Source organism: Streptomyces inhibens (assembly GCF_022221585.1).
GTDB classification, from domain to species: Bacteria; Actinomycetota; Actinomycetes; order Streptomycetales; family Streptomycetaceae; genus Streptomyces; species Streptomyces inhibens.
The window spans coordinates 5,216,002-5,235,411 of record NZ_CP084681.1; the positions used below are offsets into that span (position 1 = coordinate 5,216,002).

Annotated in this window: 15 protein-coding genes and 2 tRNA genes; 10 read left to right on the forward strand and 7 right to left on the reverse strand. The window is 68.9% G+C overall.

The features are described 5' to 3' along the window. Positions 1-636 precede the first annotated feature (636 nt). Both KI385_RS23790 and KI385_RS23795 read left to right on the forward strand, forming a co-directional pair. Positions 637-1,422, forward strand: coding sequence for a bifunctional DNA primase/polymerase (locus KI385_RS23790; protein ID WP_238574168.1), 786 nt, complete (start codon positions 637-639; stop codon positions 1,420-1,422). Positions 1,423-1,611: 189 nt separating this feature from the next. After that, on the forward strand, positions 1,612-2,292 hold the full coding sequence (locus KI385_RS23795) for a hypothetical protein (RefSeq protein WP_238574169.1): 681 nt from the start codon (positions 1,612-1,614) through the stop codon (positions 2,290-2,292). 261 nt (positions 2,293-2,553) lie between these two features. Here the strand turns inward: KI385_RS23795 and KI385_RS23800 are convergent, their stop codons facing one another. The 3 genes from KI385_RS23800 to KI385_RS23810 form a co-directional block, all read right to left on the reverse strand. Continuing rightward, complete coding sequence (locus KI385_RS23800; protein ID WP_238574170.1) at positions 2,554-3,522, reverse strand: DUF5926 family protein; 969 nt, start codon at positions 3,520-3,522, stop codon at positions 2,554-2,556. 225 nt (positions 3,523-3,747) lie between these two features. Beyond that, positions 3,748-4,458: an ATP-binding protein gene (locus KI385_RS23805; RefSeq protein WP_238574171.1), complete on the reverse strand. Its 711-nt coding sequence runs from the start codon at positions 4,456-4,458 to the stop codon at positions 3,748-3,750. A gap of 53 nt (positions 4,459-4,511) precedes the next feature. Beyond that, entirely contained in the window at positions 4,512-5,357 is an 846-nt protein-coding gene (locus KI385_RS23810) for a glycerophosphodiester phosphodiesterase (RefSeq protein ID WP_238574172.1), read from the reverse strand. Positions 5,358-5,872: 515 nt separating this feature from the next. On the opposite strand from KI385_RS23810, the gene KI385_RS23815 reads away from it, so the two are divergent. Then, the gene (locus KI385_RS23815) at positions 5,873-7,297 is read left to right on the forward strand and encodes a S1C family serine protease (protein ID WP_238574173.1); all 1,425 of its coding nucleotides are present in this window, start codon (positions 5,873-5,875) and stop codon (positions 7,295-7,297) included. Positions 7,298-7,350: 53 nt separating this feature from the next. After that, positions 7,351-7,437: transfer RNA gene (locus KI385_RS23820), tRNA-Ser, on the forward strand. 155 nt (positions 7,438-7,592) lie between these two features. Here KI385_RS23820 and KI385_RS43965 read toward each other — a convergent pair. Both KI385_RS43965 and KI385_RS23825 read right to left on the reverse strand, forming a co-directional pair. Further along, positions 7,593-7,721: a hypothetical protein gene (locus KI385_RS43965; protein WP_281066897.1), complete on the reverse strand. Its 129-nt coding sequence runs from the start codon at positions 7,719-7,721 to the stop codon at positions 7,593-7,595. Between the two features lie 112 nt (positions 7,722-7,833). Then, entirely contained in the window at positions 7,834-9,177 is a 1,344-nt protein-coding gene (locus KI385_RS23825) for a coiled-coil domain-containing protein (RefSeq protein ID WP_238574174.1), read from the reverse strand. 181 nt (positions 9,178-9,358) lie between these two features. On the opposite strand from KI385_RS23825, the gene KI385_RS23830 reads away from it, so the two are divergent. Then, positions 9,359-9,532, forward strand: coding sequence for a hypothetical protein (locus tag KI385_RS23830; protein ID WP_238574175.1), 174 nt, complete (start codon positions 9,359-9,361; stop codon positions 9,530-9,532). A gap of 124 nt (positions 9,533-9,656) precedes the next feature. Further along, positions 9,657-9,732, forward strand: a tRNA-OTHER gene (locus tag KI385_RS23835). A gap of 207 nt (positions 9,733-9,939) precedes the next feature. Here the strand turns inward: KI385_RS23835 and KI385_RS23840 are convergent. Next, on the reverse strand, positions 9,940-10,677 hold the full coding sequence (locus KI385_RS23840; RefSeq protein ID WP_238574176.1) for a hypothetical protein: 738 nt from the start codon (positions 10,675-10,677) through the stop codon (positions 9,940-9,942). 706 nt (positions 10,678-11,383) lie between these two features. Between KI385_RS23840 and KI385_RS23845 the strand changes: the two genes are divergently transcribed. The 4 genes from KI385_RS23845 to KI385_RS23860 all read left to right on the forward strand — a co-directional run bounded on the left by KI385_RS23845 (position 11,384) and on the right by KI385_RS23860 (position 13,937). Then, a complete protein-coding gene (locus tag KI385_RS23845) occupies positions 11,384-11,605 on the forward strand; it encodes a hypothetical protein (RefSeq protein WP_238574177.1) in 222 nt (73 codons plus the stop codon). A gap of 253 nt (positions 11,606-11,858) precedes the next feature. Beyond that, positions 11,859-12,344: a peptidoglycan-binding protein gene (locus KI385_RS23850; protein ID WP_238574178.1), complete on the forward strand. Its 486-nt coding sequence runs from the start codon at positions 11,859-11,861 to the stop codon at positions 12,342-12,344. 190 nt (positions 12,345-12,534) lie between these two features. Then, entirely contained in the window at positions 12,535-13,011 is a 477-nt protein-coding gene (locus tag KI385_RS23855; protein WP_238574179.1) for a GNAT family N-acetyltransferase, read from the forward strand. Positions 13,012-13,175: 164 nt separating this feature from the next. Beyond that, positions 13,176-13,937 carry a class I SAM-dependent methyltransferase gene (locus KI385_RS23860; RefSeq protein WP_238574180.1) on the forward strand — a complete coding sequence of 254 codons (762 nt, stop codon included), beginning with the start codon at positions 13,176-13,178 and terminating at the stop codon, positions 13,935-13,937. A 52-nt stretch (positions 13,938-13,989) separates the two neighbouring features. On the opposite strand, the gene KI385_RS23865 is transcribed toward KI385_RS23860, so the two are convergent. Further along, a complete protein-coding gene (locus KI385_RS23865; protein ID WP_238574181.1) occupies positions 13,990-19,353 on the reverse strand; it encodes a serine protease in 5,364 nt (1,787 codons plus the stop codon). Positions 19,354-19,410 lie beyond the last annotated feature (57 nt).

Genomic DNA, 19,410 nt, shown 5'->3' on the forward strand with positions numbered 1-19,410 from the left:
GCGGCATTTTGTTGAGTGATCTTGTGCGGTACGTTTGGCCGCGCAAATTCCTCAATAGCATCGCAAACCCCCATGTCATGCTGCTCCGCTATCAATGCCTCCACATGTACACGCACCAGCGATGTGATGTCCAGCACTGTCCCAATGGGGTTTGTGGTGTCAACGAGGTCTGTAGATTGGCCTGAAAATAGCCCCCTGAGCGTCAATTTGCGGTCGACTGGCGGCGATCGACAGCGCGTCATCACCACATGGCGGGTACGTACTCGGAAAGGTGCGGGGCCAGTTGGGGCCGTACCGGAACTCTCCGGCGGGCACCGGCGTCTAATACGGCGACGACCGCGACGCACTCCCAAGTGGCGGGGACCGCACTACGGAAGCGCAAGCGCCATGCGCGCGCCACCCTCCGCCACGTTCCACGCTCGGCGTACGGCGTGATGCGCTGCCTTGTACACGCGGTGACCAAAGATCCACGTGGCGTGATCGATGAGCGATCGACCCCGGGTCATATGACCGGGCCGCAAGAACGCCACACGACGACATGAAGCGGTGCGGCGCGAAACGATTGTGTACCGGCAAGTAGTGCCATGTAGTGCGATGGACATAGCCCTCGGCGTTAACGGAAAGGAACGAGCGCTCATGCGCGAGATCCTCGGAAGGCGACGCAAGCTCCTGTTCCGGCGCGGCGGAAGGTCGGCGCTGCTCGGTGCGGCGCTCCACTGCGCCACCGAGTGGCAGTGGCCAGTACTTCCCGGTGTGGGACTCAGGTCCGCCGGCCGGCAGCCGGCCGGCGCCCGGCTCGGCCTGGCCGAGCGGCCCGCCCGCCGGTGCAGCTGCCCCGACCCCGACTGTGTGGTGCCCGGCGCGCACCCCTTCGACCCCGGCCTGCTGGCGGCCACGACCGATGCCCGGATGGTGCGTTGGTGGTGGACCAACCGCCCGGACGCCCCCATCGTGCTGGCCACCGGCGGCCGCGCGCCCTGCGCGGTGAGCCTGCCTGCCGTCGCCGGCGCCCGCGCCCTGGCGGCCCTGGACCACTTCGGCGTACGCCTCGGCCCCGTGGTGGCCACGCCCACCCGCTGGTCGCTGCTCGTATCGCCCTACGACCTCCCGGAGTTGGGGGAGCTGCTGCACTCCCAGGACTGGGTGCCCAGCTCGCTGCGGTTCCACGGGGAGGGCGGCTATCTGGTGCTCCCGCCGTCCCAGATCGGCGCCGGCAAGGTGCGCTGGGAGCGGCCGCCGGCTTCCCCCAAGCTCTCAACTTCTCCCCCACTCTCAACTTCGTTCGAGCGGGGGGACCCCCATGCGCAGGGGGGACCCCCGCCGTCGGCCGCGCCCTGGCTGCCGAAGGTGGCCACGATCGTCGATGCACTCGTCATGGCGAGCACCAGCACCCCGGACGGTGGCAGCCGGCTCGCGTATTGACGCGCGGACCGTCTCCCGCGGGGGTCGCCCCAACGACCCGCGGGCGGTTCACCCGTACGGGTGCGACCGGCCCGGTCCAGTACGGGAAACGGGTGTCCGGGCGCCGACGGGCACCCTTGTCGGCCGATAGGTTCGTCTCACCGTCAAGCCGTCGTCGCGTCGTCGGCATCTCAATCGCAGGTGGGGCCCATGCAGCGTGCGCAGAAATTCCGCATGATCGGGCTCGCCGGTGCGGCGGCGCTCGCCGTCGCCGTGCCGCTGGGCGCCGCGATCGCCGGCCCGGCGGATTCCCTCCTCGCCGTCGGCGGGGGTGCCCGCGCTTCGGGTGCGGGGTCCGGGAGGGCGGTCACGGCCGAAAAGAGCTCCAGGCTCGCCAACGGCGTCGGCCCGGAAAGGCACGCCAAGTGGGGCAAGAGCCTTATTAGCCCCAACGGTCCCAGTCGCCCCGCAAGCACGACCAAGCGCCAGAAACCCACCAGCCCCCTCGGTGAACTCGATCTGCCGTTCCTCCCCGGGCGCACCTCCCGCTGCGGGCCCGAACTCGCCTCTCCGCAGGGGATCGAGGCCCAGACCTGTGTGCTCGCCGAGGGGGGCCGGACGTGGGCGCGTACGTACTACCGCAACCTCACCGGCGGCCCGCTGCGCGCCGTACTGGCGCTGCTGCGGCCGGACGGCAGGACCGTCCAGGTGCACTGTGAGGTGGCGGCCGCCGACGAGCCGGGCGTGTGCGAGACACCGGCCGGCGCGACCGTGCACACGAGACGGCAGGCGTACGGCGCGGTGGCGGAGATCTCCGATGCGCGGGGGGAGCGGCTGCTGCTGCGCTCCGGCAGCAACTCGGCGCCCGGGGGCAATGGTTCGGGCCACTGACGGCGCGGGCCGCCCACGAGGATCGCGCGGGACGGCGTCCGTGCGGGTTCCGGGGCGAGCGCCCGGCTCCGGACATGGAAGCGCCCGGTCGCTGGCGACGGGGGATGCACCAGCGACCGGGCTTTTAGAACCGTAACAAGAGATCGGCAGTTCGCAAATTCGATCGTGGATTTCCGGACGCCTATTTACCGGCAGGTACGGCGAGTTGTGACGGGTGTCACGCCTGGGGTCTCCGGGGGCCCACGGTCGAGGCCGTCACTGTCAGCTCAGGGTGACCTGACGGTTGGTGAGCCCGCCGCGCGCCCGGCGCTCCTCGGTGGTCAGCGGGGCGTCCGTCGCGAGGGCCTTCGTCAGCCGCTCGGCGAACGCCGCGGCCGGCTCGGCGACCGCGGCGGCGTCCATCGACGAGGGCAGGTCCCAGACCGGCACGACCAGCCCGTGGGCGCGGAACGAGCCGACCAGGCGGGTGCCTTCGCCGAGCGAGGAGGTGCCCGCGGCGTGCAGCCGGGCGAGCGCGTCCAGCAGCTGCTCCTCGGGGTACGAGGTGACCCAGCGCAGATGGTTCTTCTCCGGGGCCTGGCACCAGTAGGCGCCCTCCAGGCCGGGGATCCGGGCGGTCGGGATGGCTGCCGCGTTGGCCCGCTCCAGGGAGGCGGCGACCTCTCCGGTGGCGTTCTCGGCGTTCTCCACCCAGAACTCGAAGCCGGTGTGGACGGTCGGCTCAAAAGGCGCGTCCAGGTCGAGCAGATCCTGGAGCCGGGGGCCGTCGGCTGCGGGCCGTCCGGCGGCGACCGGGGTGCCGGGCTCCGCGACCAGCGCGCGCTGCAGGGTGTCGGCGAGGTCGCGGCTGATGTCGCCGGAGGCGGTGTCGTTCTGCAGACCGAGCAGCACCGTGCCGTTGTCGCGGCGCAGCGCGGGCCAGGCCATCGGCAGCACGGTCGCCAGCTTCACGGCCGGGACGCCCTCGGGCAGTCCGCCCTTCAGCGTCAACTCGGCGGTGGCGGCGGGTACCAGCTCCCGCAGCGCCACCCAGTCGCACTCACCGGGCAGGCCCTCGAAGGGGCGCTGCACGAGTTCGGTGGCGGCGTGCGCCGCGCGCCGCCCGTGACACGCCTTGTACCGGCGGCCGGAGCCGCACGGGCAGGGCTCGCGAGCGCCGACGACCGGCACCTCGCCGTCCTTGATCTGCGGTGCTGCGGCCTGGGACTGGGGGCGGCGCTTCTTGGCCATGACGACGGTGTCTCCTGGTCGATCCTGGGCGTACGGACGCGTTTCGGCGCGAGCCTAGAGGATTGCGTACCAGGGCGCGCCCGGCCGGCCATGAGGCCGTGTCGGGCGCGTGGCGGGGCCATGTCCGGCCCGCTGCGGCACGGCCACCGGCGCGTGCCGCAGCGTCAGATCGTCGTCGCTGTGCCGGATCCGTCACGTCGGATCGTCGCCACTACGTCGGTCCCGCTACGTCAGATCGTCGAGATCCACGAAGGCGGGGCCCAGCGTCGGACCCGGCCGGCCGTTGGCCCGTCCCGCGCCCGTCGCGAGCGAGGGCGGCAGATCGGGCGTCAGATCCACGCGCGTAGCGAATGCGCCCTGGAGCGAGAGGACCGCCCAGACCGTCACTTCACCGGTGGCGGTGTCGCGTACGCCCCAGTCCTTGGCGAGCGACCGGATGATCGCCAGCCCGCGGCCGCCGTGCGCCGTGACCGAGGGAGTGGCCGGAAGTGGCCGGGTCGGGCCGCCGCCGTCCGTGACCGCGACGGTCAGCCGGCCCTGTGCGTCGATACGCCAGGAGGCCCGGACGGATGCCGACGGGGTGCCCCGTGACACATCCTTCGCGGCGTCCTTCGATGCCGCTCTTACGGAACCCGGTGATCCGTTTTCGTATATCGGACGCGCATGTCGACACGAATTGCTCAATAGCTCCGAAAGGATAAGGACCGCATCATCGACGACTGTGTCCTGAACTCCACTTGCCAACAGCTCTTCACGCATGCGCCGCCTGGCCATGCCCACACCCGCTGGACCATGGGGTACGGCCATGATCGACGACGTCGGCACCTCTTGTGCCACCACCAACGCCACCCCCGAGACCTCCTTTGCCCCACGCCACGGGATGAATGCCCCAATGGACTGGACCGGAAACCGGCCAAGCGGCACGCAGTGACGCATTAGACACAATCGAATACCCGTCGAATGCGCCGGTGCACACCCTGTGATGAGCTTTAGCCAAGGCCGAGTTGACTTCGTACCTGCTTGGGGCGATTTGTAATCACCGCGTCCACGCCCAATTCCTGGCACAGTTCGACATCGGCGGGCTCATTGACCGTCCATACGTGGACCTGGTTGCCCGCGCGATGCGCCTTGGCGACGTACTCGGGGTGCGAGCGGAGGATCCGCATCCCGGGGCCCGCGATCCCGACGCCGGGCGGCAGTCGGCCGTCGCGGTGCCGCAGGCTGAGGAACTGCATCAGATAAACGCCGGGGATGTCGGGCGCCGCGGCGTGGACGCGGTGCAGCGAGCGCGCCGAGAAGCTCATGACCCGGACCGGAGATGTCCAATCGGCGCGCATGGCCGGTTTTGTATACCCGAACCGGCCCAGCAACTCGACCAGCCGCTCCTCCACCTGTCCGGCCCAGCGCGTCGGATGTTTGGTCTCGATGGCCAGCTCGACCCGGCGGTCCGCGTCGGCGACCAGCTCCAGCAGCCGCTCCAACGTCAGTACGGAGGTCCGCTCGGGGTCCTCGTGCTGCCGGTCCGGCGCCTCGTTCGCGAAGCCCTCTTCCTTCCAGGACCCGAAATCGAGCGTGGCGAGATCGGCCAGCTCCAGGGCGGAGACCGCGCCGCGCCCGTTGGACGTGCGATTCACCTTCCGGTCGTGGACGCAGACCAGATGGCCGTCCGCGGTCAGCCGGACATCGCACTCCAGGGCGTCCGCGCCGTCCTCGATCGCCTTGCGGTAGGCGGCCAGGGTGTGCTCCGGCGCATCGTCGGAGGCACCTCGATGGGCTACGACGGAAATTGCGGGACGACCCGGGCGGGCGTCCTGGGCACGGCGTGCATAGGTCACCGCGTTATCGTGCCATCCACCGTCGCCGGGTCACCCACCCGTCCCCCGGGGCGGGTAACAGGGGATGCGCCGGTTTTGTCCGACATAAAGGATGAGGGCACAGTCACAGCCTCGGCTTACGGCGCTCTGACGCGTGGTGGGAAAGGCTGGGACGGAGGCTCGCCCGTATCGCCCGGCCCGTATGGCGCGGACCGGACACACGGACCGGGGCTCGCGGCCGGTGCGGATCCGCTGGGTAGGAGCCGTGGACCGGACCCGCGAACCCGGACCGGCGGACCGGGACTCGCCCGTATCGCCCGGATCCTTAATCCTGGAGTACCGGGTGCCCGATCCACCCGCACCCAGAACCGCAAGAACCGCAAGACCTGCGACAACCGCAAGACCTGCGACAACCGCAAGACCTGCAAGACCCGGAAGACACGGCCCGCCCCCGGCATCGGACACACCGGGGGCACGCGGGTGACCTACCCGCCCGGGCCGTGGGCGCCGACCATCGTGAAGTTGAGGAGAGAGCTGTGAGCACCGAGAACGAGGGAGCCGCCGTCCCGTCGGAGGCCAAGCCGCCGACCGGGCCGTGGCCGGACAGCGCCCCCGCGTCCGCCTCCGGCGCACAGACTCCCGACGCCCCGCCGGCGCCGGCCGCTCCCCCGCCGCCGGAATTCGCGCCGACCGCCGCCCCGGGCCCCGCCGGCGCGACCGAACAGACCACCCGGATCCCCGCCTACCCGGAGGCCGGACACGGTTCGTCCGTTGGCGGCTGGGGTCAGCCCCCGTATGGTGGCGGCGACCCCTGGGGCGCGTCCGCCGTCCCCGCGCCCAAGCGGCGCAACGGTGGCCTGATCGCGGCCGTCCTGGCGGCCGCGCTGGTCGCCGGCGGTATCGGCGGCGGCATCGGCTTCTGGGCCGCGGGCGAGAGCGACAGCGCCTCGACGACGGTCTCCGCGACCGGCGACGCCGGCGCGCTGAACCGCAAGCCCACCTCGGTCGCCGGGATAGCGCAGAAGGCGCTGCCCAGCGTCGTGACGATCGAGGCACAGGGTGCCGGCGGCGACGGCGGCACGGGCACCGGCTTCATCTACGACAAGCAGGGCCACATCCTCACCAACAACCACGTCGTGGCCAGCGCGGCCGGCGGCGGCAAGCTCACCGCGACGTTCTCCAACGGCAAGAAGTACGACGCCGAGGTCGTCGGCCACGCCCAGGGTTACGACGTCGCCGTCATCAAGCTCAAGAACGCCTCCGGCGCCCCGCTCAACCCGCTCCCGCTCGGCAAGTCCTCCAACGTGCAGGTCGGCGACGCCACGATCGCGATCGGCGCGCCCTTCGGCCTGTCCGGCACGGTCACCACCGGCATCATCAGCGCCAAGGACCGCCCGGTGGCCTCCAGCGACGGCGGCGGCACCAGCGCCTCGTACATGAGCGCGCTCCAGACGGACGCCTCGATAAACCCCGGCAACTCCGGCGGCCCGCTGATGGACGCCGGCGGCAATGTCATCGGCATCAACTCCGCCATCCAGTCGGCCGGCAACGGCGGCCTGGGCGGCGAGTCCGGCCAGTCCGGCAGCATCGGCCTGGGCTTCGCGATCCCCATCGACCAGGCCAAGCGGGTGGCCGAGGACCTGATCAAGACCGGCAAGCCGGTCTACCCCCAGATCGGCGTCCAGGTCGGCATGCGGGACACCGGCGACGGCGCGACCATCGCCCAGACCGGCAACAACGGCTCCGAAGCGGTCACCCCGAACGGCCCGGCCGGCAAGGCGGGCCTCAAGCCCGGCGACACCATCACCAAGCTCGACGACACGGTCATCGACAGCGGCCCCACCCTCATCAGCGAGATCTGGCAGCACAAGCCCGGCGACCAGGTCACCCTCACCTACAAGCGCGGCGGCAAGGAGCACACCACCCAGGTCACCCTGGGCCAGCGCACAGGCGACAAGTGACGCGCTAGTCTGATCCCCGCGACACCTACGCCACAGGCGCACCGGTGCCGCGGGGAGGCTTGCCCGAGCGGCCTAAGGGAACAGTCTTGAAAACTGTCGTGGCGGCAACGTCACCGTGGGTTCAAATCCCACAGCCTCCGCAGAGGTCAGCGAACTAGCTGGTCAGAAGGGGTGCCCCGCTTCGGCGGGGCACCCCTTCTGTCCGTCCTGTCTCACCCCGGTTCGCCTATATCCCGGCGCTGACCAGGGCGTACGGGCCAGTGGCGGGCCAGGATTTCGAGGGTGGCAGGTACCCTCACCCGTCCAGCTCCTGCTCGATCAAGGCGTTCGCTCGCGTCTGCGTCCCGTGCAGCACCTTGGCGTAGAAGTCTCGCCCGACGAATCCTCGCTGCTGCCGAGGCTCGGCAGTCCAGGGAAGTGGCATATTTGGAACATGGGTGTCGAATTCATCGAGGCTAACCAAGGTCCCGGCAGAGGGTGTTTTCCACGCTGAGGCGACCACCTGCAAAGGCGAAAATGTCGATCGTGGCAACGTCCTATCTCGCGTGATCGCGACTATTCCATTCATGGCGGAAGGATATTGTGTCAGCTTCCCAATCCAAGCCTCGTTGACGGCATCGATCAATCAATCGCGTTACGCTTCTCGAAGTTCCGGCTCCAAGTTGGTGAAGCATGCGAACTGCGATGACGGTATCGCTGTGCTTTCTCAGAGTTTCTAGCATTGCGACAGAATCGCTGACGCTTGCCCGGGAAGCCCATTCGACTAGGGCTTTCCGGATAATTCCGAGAGGCTTGTACATGCGAGGTCCACGGTGCCAGCGGTCGTAGAGCTCCTGCAACTCTACTCTCGATTTAGAAGTTGCGATCCTCGACGCGATCCTGTCAGTCCAGAGGTACTGTTTCTGCTCGGAAGCAACTAGTGATTGCTCGATGAAATCCCTCACGAGATTATCGGTGAATTCGATCGAGTTGAATCGGATGGCGTCATCGAGGAGTCGAAAGGCGTCCAGATCTCGCTTCTCCGTGAGAAGCCATATTGTGAGTTCAGTCGTGTCGGCTTCAGGAAAGTGGGCAGCTGAGAGAGACAGCAGCCGGGCCGCTTCGTGAAAGAGTTGATTTTCGTACGCACGCCCAATCTCCTCCTTGGCTTCCTCCAGGGAAAGGGTGAATGATCGTTCTGTGCTTTCGCGCAGGCGCTCGGCTAGCGCCACCTCGGCTTCCATGAGTTTTTGCTCAAGCAGTTCGCATTTCTCTTCTGTTGCCTCCTTGAGTCTATTGACCTCATCGAGTTGCTTGCGGAGTCGGGCAATTTCATCCCTCAGCTCTTCCTGGTCGGTCTCCAGTCGCCGATATTTACCTGAAAGTAATTCCAGCGAGGACTCATTCTCCAATCGATCCGCTACCCAGTCGCTGCGAAGTTCGTCTAGCTGTCTAATTGCTTCATCCGCTGCAGCCTCTCGTTGGTCGAGAAGCATTTCCAAGGCTTCCTGCTGGCGGCTTAGGTTTCGAATCTCTCGATGGGATCTGTCCACCTGGTTTCGCAGATTTTCGAGCTCAAAGGTCTGAGGGTCGCTCACTTTAAGCGCGGCAAGGCGTAACCCCCTGAGGCGCACTTTCGTCTCCTCGGTTACTGGAGTTCCGCGATACCGCTCAATCTCTGCAAGCATTCGATCAATGAAGTCTTGAGTCGCTACTCGACGGCCGTTGAGGTATCGGGAGACCGTGCTCTTGTCCATGAGCGTGCGAGCCGCGTAGCGCTGCTGTGAGATCTCCAGCGCGTTGAACATGGTCGTCAACGCTGTTGCAAGCTCTGCAACCTCTGGGAGTTGGCTGACCTCCACCTCAGTGAGGCGAGCCGTTGACCTGGAGATTTCGCGCACGGGGAACCTAACTCCTCAGTAGCTCATCGGTGCCACACCTTGGCAATAGTTGCTTTCTACCGCAACTACGTATTCGGAGGCAGGGTGTTGGTCAAGGAACGGACCAACTGACTTGGAGACGAGCGACTCAGTGGACGCGTTGACAACCGTGGTTATGCAAGTACGTGGAATCCAGAGGGTCATGATCGTGGCCTTGGGGCTTTTGCCGCTGCTGCTCGTTACGCTGGCAAGCCTGCCGGCTCTGATGCTCATGCCGTTCGTCGGCCCCTCGGGCGCAGACCGAAGTGCAGCGGTGATGAAGAACCTCATCGTTTGGACGAAAACGCTGCTGCGCGGAGGCGTGGGTTCCGGTTGATTGACTCCTGCTGGCCCACAGCTGGCTCGGCCCATGGGCCCAAGCCAGCACTGTGGGCCACGTGCGGGCCAGCCGCCTCATGCTGGAGCTCTCCAGGTCAGTAGTCGCAGTTCAGCGGGCTGATGGAGGCTCTAGCCGGAACGCTCTTGAAAACTGTCGTGGCGGCAACGTCACCGTGGGTTCAAATCCCACAGCCTCCGCCGAAGCCAGCTACGTAGCTGGCCAGAAGGGGTGCCCGACGGTACGGGCGCCCCTTCTCGTGTTTCGGGTGGGGACTGTCTCACTCCCCACCCCTCTGCCTCCCCTTCCTCGGGCCCTTCCGGCAGCACGCAATCCGTGTCCTTGAGGGCGGGCGCAGGCCCAGGCGGCAGCTCCCCTGTCTGCTGGTCTCCACGGCATTCCTCGTCTCACATGCCGCCGGCAGGGGAGGTTGTGCCGCCGGCGGTGGAGGTTGTGCCGCCAGCGGGGGCTGTGCCTCCAGCGGGGGCTGTGCCGCCCGCGGGGGCCGTGCCTCCAGCACCCGGGGTTGTGCTGCCACCGGGGGCTGTGCCGCCGGCGCCCGGGGTTGTGCTGCCACCGGGGGCCGTGCCGCCGGCACCGGGGGTTGTGCTGCCACCGCCCGGGGTCGTCCCGCCGGCACCCGGGGTCGTCCCGCCGGCACCAGGAGTTGTCCCGCCGGCGCCAGGGGTCGTCCCGCCGGCACCCGGGGTCGTGCCGCCGCCGGTCGTGGTGGTGGCGCCCGTGGTGGTGGCGGCGGTCGTGGTGGTGGCGCCGGTTGTGGTGGTGGCGCCCGTGGTGGTGGCGCCGGTCGTCACGGTGGCGCCGGTCGTCACGGTGGCGCCGGTGGTTGTAGCGCCCGTGGTGCCGCCGCCACCACCGCCACCGCCGCCGCCCCCACCGACGTTGCAGAGCCTCGGGTTCGTGACGAGTTTGCCGGTCTTGACGTCCACCAGGACGAGCTTGCCGGTGTCGTCGCGGACGAACCTGCAGATCAAGTTCGGCACCGCGTTCGGCGATGCTGTCGCGGCCTTCGCCGATTGAGGTGTCGCCTCCACGCTCATCACGCCCGCCGTTCCGGCAAGCGCGACGGCCAGGCAGGATGCGGTGATCACTCGGGGAAGGTGCTTCCGGATGCCCGTCGCCATGATGCCTCCTTGAGGAGATGGACTACGTACCTCCATCAGCGTGAGAAGCCGACCATCACCTCAGCGTTGATCCGGCGTTACCCCAGCGTGACGCTGCCACCGTGCCCGGGACGGCCGCCGGCATCATCGCGCCCGTGAATGTCGCGACCCGGGCAACGGCACCCCTGCCGCGCCGGCCGGCGGCCCCTGGCGGTGAGCGGCGCCGCCCCGGCCTCCGGATCAGCTGCATGCTTCTCGGGATCTGCCATGGCTCATCGGTGTACCTGACTGTTCAGTTCAGTCGCACACATGCTGACTGGATGTGCACCCGATGAGTGAGGCGGGGCAGGGCTCCTCCTCCGGCTCCCGTCCGTGCTGTCACGCCGCACGATCTCCGGGCCACGCGCGCCCCGTGGGGACGGTGCGGCCAAGGCACTCGTACTCGCCTGATCTGCGGCTTGGCTCACCGGCCACGTGATCAATCGGAAGTCTTGAAAGCTGCCGTGGCGGCAACGCCGACGGCCTTCGGCCAAGGGCGAGGGCCTGGAACCACTCGCAGTTGTTTCTCGTCGGGTCAAAATGGGTTTCGTGCCGAGATGCTCAGCTAAGGGGCTGGTCAGAGGGGGTGTGCGGCGCTTGTGAGGCACCCCTTCCGTGTGCGGGCCGTCTCATGGGTGCGGTCATGGCCTGACGGTTCCGGGCCTCGTCGGCGCATACTGGGCTCACGATGACGAAGCCATCCGCGCCCCGGCGCCACCTGTCCACAAGCCCCTTCAAAGCCCCGATTGTTCCGCCGGCCAAGCAATTCGGGCTGGGAGACCGAGTCTCACACGACCAGTACGGCCTGGGCAGAATCGTTGATGTCGAGGACGGGATCGCGATGCTCGTCGACTTCGGCTCCCGTCAGGTCCGAATCGTCAGCCCGTACTCGCGAATGAACAAGCTCTGACCCCGTGCACCGGCCCGCTGAAGGGTGCCCTGCGTGCGTGGGGCACCCCTTCCGCGTGCCCGGACTCCCTTTTTGGTATACGGCATGGAAAATTGCCGATATGTATTATTAATGTTCGCGATTCTGAAATGCGGGGGTCGTGAAATGGTGTTAAAATTCGCATAGTGAATTTGGGGGGGCTCGCACTTTCCGCCCTTTCCGTCCTTTATCTGGAAACGTGCGAGGCGCGGAAAACGCTTCTAGCGTGGGTGTCATGAGCACTCAACAGACCACGCGCGACAAGTTCTACACCGTGGTGGCGGGCGACACGCTTACCGCCATCGCTGCTCGCTTCCATACCACCATGAAGCAGCTTCAGATCTGGAATAATATTCCGGACCCGAACATCATCAAAGTAGGGCAGCGGCTCATCGTCGGAAGGACACTCGTCGGAGAGTCCGAGCCCGAAGCTCCGAGCCTGGTGCCGTTCCCCGGTGCGGACTGGTTCAAGAGCCTGCCGCCGCCGGACAGCCCCATCATCCAGAACATGGGCTTCCGTCTCGTCGACGAAGACTGCGGTGCCCCCTACGGGTTCAGCGGCCCCGGGTCGAGGTGGAACGAGAAGCACCGGAAGGCCTACGCGCTCTGGCAGGAGAGTCTGGGACTCTCGGGATCCGATGCCGACGGCTGGCCGGGCCGGAGGTCCTGGGACGCTCTGCGTGTTCCGACCCCGACACCTGAGCAATGGGGCTCCGACTGAAGCCGGTAAATCGTAGAACTCCCCGCCATGCAATGTTCCCCAATGTTCCCTTGCGCGGCGGGGATGCTCTTTGTCCGGGGCGTATCGTGGAATTCATTCTCGTCAATCATGGGCGCTGTGCAGAAAGTGGGTTGAGGTCACCGTGGGTTCGCGGAGCGCGGGGATATCGGGTGGGGGCCGGCGGAAGTCCGTGGTGATTCGGCGGGCCGAGGGGCGGGATGCCGCGCGGCTCACTCGGCTGGTGCGCGGCTCGGCGGCGTACGAGGGGCGCTATGCCGCGATGGTCGACGGGTATCGGGTGGGGCCGGACTACATCGAGGCGCATCGGGTGTTTGTCGCCGTGGGCGAGGGGCGTGGTGACAGTGGCGAGGGCGGGCGGGTGCTCGGGTTCTATTCGCTCGTTGTCGAGCCGCCCGAGCTTGATCTGATGTTTGTGGCGGACCAGGCGCAGGGGTACGGCATCGGGCGCAGGCTGGTCGAACACATGCGGGACGAGGCGCGGCGCGCCGGAATCGACACTGTGCGGGTGGTTTCGCATCCGCCCGCCGAGGGGTTCTACCGCAGCATGGGCGCCCGGCCCAGCGGCACGGTGCCGGCGAATCCGCCGGCGGTGATGTGGGACCGGCCGGAGCTCATGTTCGTGGTGGGGAGCGGCGGAGAGGGGTGATCCGGTGACTGGCGAACGGAGCGAGGAGGGGAATCAGGTCGTTCCGGATCAGTTCCGGATCAGCCGGGTATCCCCGCCGGCGGCAGGCAGATCACGAGGACCGGACGGTCATTCGCCGTGCTAATTGGCTGGCGGAGTAGGTCATTTATCGCGACTGTGCAGGTATGACGCGATCGTTTGAGGAACTGGTGGCCGAGGCCGATGCCGTATCGGTCGAGGGGTGGGATTTCTCGTGGCTTGAGGGGCGGGCCACGGAGGAGCGGCCCTCGTGGGGCTATCAGCGCGCGATGGGTGAGCGGTTGGCGCGGGCGTCGGCGGCGTTGGATATCCAGACGGGTGGCGGAGAGGTGCTCGCCGGAGCGGCGAAGCTGCCGCCGGTGATGGTGGCCACGGAATCCTGGCCGCCGAATATCGCCAAGGCCACCGCACTGCTGCATCCGCTGGGCGCGGTCGTGGTGGCCGATGAGGACGATCCGCCGCTGCCGTTCGCCGATGCGGCTTTTGATGTGGTGACCAGCCGGCATCCGGTGACCGTGTGGTGGGACGAGATTGCCCGTGTGCTGCGCCCGGGTGGCACGTACTTCTCCCAGCAGGTCGGCCCGGCCAGCGTGTTCGAACTGGTCGAGTTCTTTCTGGGGCCGCAGCCGGAGCACGTACGGCGGGCCCGCCATCCCGAGGACGCGCGCCGGGCGGCGGAGGCGGCCGGCCTTGAGGTGGTCGACCTGCGTGCGGAGTCGTTGCGGACCGAGTTCTTCGATATCGGAGCGGTGGTCTACTTCCTGCGGAAGGTCGTGTGGATGGTGCCCGGGTTCACCGTGGGGAAATACCGGGAGAAGTTGCGGGAGTTGGACGCCTTGATCCGTGCCGAGGGGACGTTTGTGGCGCATACGACGCGGATGTTGATCGAGGCGCGTAAGTCGGTGTGAAGCGCGGGTGCAGGGAGGCGTGAGGGTCCCGGTGAGTCTGCGCGCGTACGGCTCAGGGAGCGGACCCTACGTCGTCCGCTCCCACGCCGTCGGCCCCCAAGCCGCCGGCCCCCACATCCTCCAGGGCCGAACGGTGCCGGTCGCTGAGGTCGGTCCGCAGGCCCAGCGCCGTGCGGATCTCGGGCCATTTGTCATGGGTTCTCGGTGTCGAGCGCAGCCAGCCGAGTGCGTAGTCGACCGGTGAGGTGCCCGGCGATCCCTCCGGGGCGGCTCGCTCGACCAGCGGCTGGAGCACAAAGCCCGAGTTCCGCTCCGCGCCGTTGCGGTCGAGCCAGCCGAAGGCGTGCCGGACGGTGCGGTCGACGGTGGCGGCGGGCAGGTCCGTACGTGTGAGGAGGGCGCGGAGCACGTAGGAGGCGTTTCTCGATGTGCCGTGTGTGGCCAGCCAGGTCAGGGCCCGGTCGGTGGCCGGTGTCATCGTTTCGGCGGTGAGGTGGGGCTGTTCCAGCAGGGCGCGCAGTACGTGGGCGGCCGAGGGCTCGGTGCCGCACCGGCCGAGCCAGCCGAGGGCGCGCCGGGCGGCGCGGTCGACGGTGGGGGTGGGCAGGTCCGTACGTGTGAGGAGGGTGCGGAGCAGGAAGGAGGCGTTTCTCGATGTGCCGTGTGTGGCCAGCCAGGTCAGGGCCCGGTCGGTGGCCGGTGTCATCGTTTCGGCGGTGAGGTGGGGCTGTTCCAGCAGGGCGCGCAGTACGTAGGCGGCCGAGGGCTCGGTGCCGTGCAGATCGAGCCAGGAGACGGCGTGCCGCACAGCCCGGCCGGCGAGGTCGGGGGTGAGGTCCTGGCGGGGCAGCAGCGAACTGAGCGCGAACTGCGCCTGCTCCGTGTGGCCATGAGCGGCCAGCCACCTCATGGCCAGGCCGGCCGCGGTGTCGGCGCTGCCCGGGGCGAGGTCCTGGCGGCGGAGGAGCTGGGCGAGCACATGGCTGGCATCCCGCCCCTCGCCGTACGTCGTCAGCCAGGCGCAGCCATGGTCGACGGCCCGGGCGGACTGCTGCGGGAGCAGCACCCGCGCCGCGAGCAGCGTCTTGAGCAGGTACTGCGACTCCTGCCCCTGGCCGGCATCGAGCCAGCGCAGCGCCCGCTCCGCTGCCGCGGTGCTGAGCGCGGGTGCGAGGCCGGGGCGTCGGTGGAGCGTGTGCAGCAGATGGCTTGCCTGGGGGGTGGTGCCGTGGGCGTCGAGCCAGCCGAGCGCGGGCCGGGCCGCGGCGGCGAAGGTGTCGGCGGACAGATCCTCGCGCTTGAGGAGGGCGTTGAGGACGTGCCAGGCGGCTTCGTTGGTGTGGTGGGTCTCGGCCCAGGGGAGGGCCAGCTCCACGGCCTTGGCGGCGACCGACGGCGGCACGTCGGGGCGTTGGAGGAGTGCTTGGAGGAGGTGGCTTGCCTGGGGAGTGGTGCCGTAGGTGTCGAGCCAGTTGAGGGCGGACCGGGCGGTGGTGGCGACCTTGTCGGTGGGCAGGCCCTCGCGCTTGAGGAGGGCGTTGAGGACGTGCCAGGCGGCTTCGTTGGTGTGGTGGGTCCCGGCCCAGCGGAGGGCCAGGTCCACGGCCGTGGCGGTCACCATCGGTGAGACGTCGGGGCGTTGGAGGAGTGCTTGGAGGAGGTGGCTTGCCTGGGGGGTGGTGCCGTGGGCCCGCAGCCATGTCAGGGCGTGGCGGGCGACGCCGGCGACCTTGTCGGTGGGCAGGCCCTCATGCTTGAGGAGGGCGTTGAGGACGTGCCAGGCGGCTTCGTTGGTGTGGTGGGTCCCGGCCCAGGGGAGCGCCAGATCCACCGCCGTGGCGGCCACCGACGGCGAGACGTCCGGACGTTCGAGGAGCGCCTGCAAGGAGTGGCTGGCCTCCAGTGTCGTGCTGTGGGCCCGCAGCCATGTCAGGGCGTGGTGGGCGACGCCGGCGACGGTGCCGGGGGTGAGGTCCTCCCGCTTGAACAGCGGCTTGTAGAGGCGGGTGGCGGGTTCCGTGTCGCCGTGGAGTGCGAGCCAGTCCATGGCGAGGGTGACGCCCTCCGAGAGGACGAGGTAAGGGCTCCCCAGCACTCGCCCGAGGAGGTAGGCCGCGTTGTGGCGCGCCCCGTGGACGCCGAGCCAGGCGGTCGTCCGGGCGACCGCTGACTGCTCCTCCTCGGCCCGCAGGTCCGTCCTGTCGAGCAGGGCGCTCAGCACGAAGTCGGCCTCGGTGTCCTCGCGGTACGCCGCGGACCAGGTCAGGGCGTTGGCGACGGCCACTCGCAGCTGGCCCGGATCCAGATCCGAGCGCAGCAGCGCGGACAGCACGTAACTGGCGTCATGGAGCTCCTGGTGCGTCGTGCACCAGTCCAGCGCCAGCCCGACGGCCTCCGCGATATGCGCGGCCGTGACATCGGGTGTGGTCAGCAGGGACTTCAGGAGGTGGGACGCCTCGGGGGCGGCGCTGCACCTGCGGAGCCAGTCGAGTGAGACGGAGGAGATCGCGTGCTTCTGCCCGGGTGTCAGGTCGGGGCGCCGGAACAGGTCACGCAGCGCGAAACAGGTCTCGTGGTGCGCCACATGGACCTCGCACCACGCCAGGGTCGAGGCCACGACGTCGGGGACGTGCTCCGCGGCAAGGTCCGGGTCGTTGAGCAGGTTGCGCAGGACGTCACTGACCGCGACCACGTCACGATGGGTGGTGCACCAGGCCAGGGCGTGTTCCCGGGCTGCGGCGGCCCGCTCCGGATCGCCGCCGCCGGCGCCGAGCAGGGCACAGACGAGTGGCGCGGCGCAGCTGCTGCGCGGGTAGGTGCCCAGCCACCGCCATGAGCGGTCGGCGACCTGCGCCGCCCGCTGCGGGGAGAGGTCGTCACGCGCCAGCAGGGGGAAGAGCACGAAGTGCGCTTCCGGGTGGCCGATGTGCGTCCCCAGCCAGGTCACCGCCTCACCGGATGCCTTCTGGAGCTGGTCGGGGTCGAGATCACGGCGGGACAGGAGGGCCGCCAGGACGAAACTGGCCTCCCATGCGGTGCGATGCCGGTGGAGCCAGCGCGCCGCGGACTCGATGGCGACCCGGGACTGCTCGGGCCGGAGGTCCTGGCGCAGGAAGGCGTTCAACAGGAACTGGGCCTCCTTGCGGAAGGAGTACTGCTGCACCCACCGCACGGCGTGGTCCACGGCCTTGGCGGCGTGTTCCGCGGGCAGTTCGCGCTGGAGCAGCAGCCCGCGGATGACGTAGTCGTCCCCCAACTGCATCGGGTGTGCCGAGAGCCAGCCGAAGGCGGCCTCGACCACCGGGGCGGGCGCGGCGTCGAACGCGTTGAGCGCCCGGGACAGGAAGCGCCGGCATGCGGGCGACTTCTCCTCGTTGCGGATCCAGGGGTCCACGATGCGGCCCCACGCCTGTAGCGTCGCCGACTGCCACGGCGGACTCGTCACCAGGGTGAGCAGCGTGTGCCCGGCATCCTCCCCGCCGGCCGCGAGCAGCCCGCCGATCACCTCGGCGTGCTCGGCGATCCAGCCGTCGAAGAAGCGCCCGAGCTGGGTCGCCTGACGGCCCTCGGGCAGCTCGTCGGCCAGCCGGCGCAGATGCCCGGCGAAACGGCCGAATGTGGTGCCGTCGAGGATCATGGACGCCAGGAGGGCGCGGGTGGAGCGGCGATCCACCCGGTCGGCCTGGGCGGGGAGAATGACGTGCTGGAGCAGTTCGTCGGTGACGATGTCGTGGACGACCCTGACCTGGTCGCCCAGCTCGTCCAGCCAGCCACGCTCGATGAGCATGTCGACGACGTCCACACCTTCGAAGTCGGTCTCCCCGCCGAGCAGCGCGTCCACGGCATGTGCCACCGCGTCGACCGGCTGGGGGCAGGCCGCCGCGGCGACCGCGGAGGCGAGCAGCCAGGAGTCGACCGGAGCCGCCGACATCGGTGAGGCGTGCTTCTCCTTCGGCGGGCGGCGGAGCCCGTCGCCCTTCAAGCGCGTGTGCAGCCACTGCAGCAGGTCTCCGCGCCGGAGTTGGGCGAACTCGGGGATGTTCTCCCCGGCCCCCAGTCGCCGTTCGATCTCCCGGGCGATGAGCAGGGCGATGACGGGACGCTGGCCACACACCTCGGACAGCGCCTCGGCGCCCCAGCGCTCCAGGGCACGGGGCGCGACCTCGCGCAGGATGTGGCTGGAGACCGCCGACTGGTGTGCGGCGTCCGCCCGCAGGCGTACCTCGTCGAAGAGCTGTTCCGGGCCCCGCTCGTACAACTCGCCCAGCGGGCCCGGGCGGACGGAGGCGATCAGGGCGATCGTGACGCCCCGCCGCTTGGCCTCCGGGAGCAGTGTGTCGACGAACTCCTGTAGGTCGAGCTCGACCAGCGCGTCCAGGTAGTCCAGGACGAGCAGCGCCGTGCCGCCGCGCTGTCCCAGGAGGCCCTGGACCAGGTCGGCCACGGTGACGCTCTTGTGCTGGTTGGTGTGGAAGACCCGCCAGCCGGCCTGCTGCGCGAGCGCGGCGACCTCGAAGCAGGTCCGCGTCTTCCCGGTGCCGGCGGCGCCGACGAGCATCACCCCGCGGTGCGTATCCGGCGCGGAGAGACGGGCGAACAGCCGCCGTGGATCGGCCTCGTGATCGGGGCCGGGGCTGACGAACGGCAGCTGTTCCTCCGTCAGGAAGTTGCGCTGCCCGACCAGGCCACGGAGCTTCGCCTCGTGGGTGACGAGCTTCTGCAGGGCAGGGGGCGGCTCCTCTTCCTGCGGGTGCACCGGCACCGGTTCGGTGTCGTAGTCGAGGCGTGTGAAGAGCTCCAGCAGGCCGGGATCGTCGATGCCAGCCACGGGCACCGCGGAGAGGCTGGCCTCGCCGCTGGGCAGCCAGTGGCTGTCGCAGACTCCCACCACCACGCCGTCGGCCAGGACGGCGGCGCCGGAGTAGCCCTTCCAGGGGGACAGCTTGCCCACCGCCCGTGGTGGTGGGCTGGTCAGCGCCAGTTCGAGCTTGCCGTCCCCCGCGTAGGAGCCGAGTTGGACGAAGCCGTCGATCTGGATCGTGTGCGCCTTGCGCTCCTCGACCGCGTAGTTCGGGAACCCCACCGCACGGAACGCGACGCGTCCGGCCTGGTGCGGCAGTTCCCCGAACCGGATGGGGAGGTACGCCACGGGCAGCGGATCGATGGCCAGGAGCGCAAGGTCGCGGCTGTTGTCGAGGACGTGCGACCGGACAGCCGATTGGTGCGACCTGTTGCGGACGAGGTACTCGTACGTTCTGCCTTCGCTGATGTCCTCGTCGAAGGGGTGCCGCACGGTGAGGACCAGTCCGTCGGCGAGGAGGTATCCGGTCGCCCGGAAGACCTTCGCGCCGGTTTCCGGTACGTGTCCGATGACCTGCACCACACGACTCAGGTCGTCATAGCCGCCCTGCTGCACCCACAGCCCCCGTTCCCTGACCTGCCGTTTGTCACCGTGTGACCGCGGGTGACCCGC

Excerpts from the sequence above, each read along its gene's own strand:
- KI385_RS23830 (WP_238574175.1), top strand. The coding sequence starts at position 9,359 with ATGATCGTGGCCTTGGGGCTTTTGCCGCTGCTGCTCGTTACGCTGGCA.
- KI385_RS43965 (WP_281066897.1), bottom strand. The coding sequence starts at position 7,721 with ATGCCACTTCCCTGGACTGCCGAGCCTCGGCAGCAGCGAGGATTCGTC.
- KI385_RS23840 (WP_238574176.1), bottom strand. The coding sequence starts at position 10,677 with ATGGCGACGGGCATCCGGAAGCACCTTCCCCGAGTGATCACCGCATCC.
- KI385_RS23800 (WP_238574170.1), bottom strand. The coding sequence starts at position 3,522 with ATGGCCAAGAAGCGCCGCCCCCAGTCCCAGGCCGCAGCACCGCAGATC.
- KI385_RS23790 (WP_238574168.1), top strand. The coding sequence starts at position 637 with ATGCGCGAGATCCTCGGAAGGCGACGCAAGCTCCTGTTCCGGCGCGGC.
- KI385_RS23795 (WP_238574169.1), top strand. The coding sequence starts at position 1,612 with ATGCAGCGTGCGCAGAAATTCCGCATGATCGGGCTCGCCGGTGCGGCG.
- KI385_RS23850 (WP_238574178.1), top strand. The coding sequence starts at position 11,859 with ATGAGCACTCAACAGACCACGCGCGACAAGTTCTACACCGTGGTGGCG.
- KI385_RS23845 (WP_238574177.1), top strand. The coding sequence starts at position 11,384 with ATGACGAAGCCATCCGCGCCCCGGCGCCACCTGTCCACAAGCCCCTTC.
- KI385_RS23805 (WP_238574171.1), bottom strand. The coding sequence starts at position 4,458 with ATGCGTCACTGCGTGCCGCTTGGCCGGTTTCCGGTCCAGTCCATTGGG.
- KI385_RS23860 (WP_238574180.1), top strand. The coding sequence starts at position 13,176 with ATGACGCGATCGTTTGAGGAACTGGTGGCCGAGGCCGATGCCGTATCG.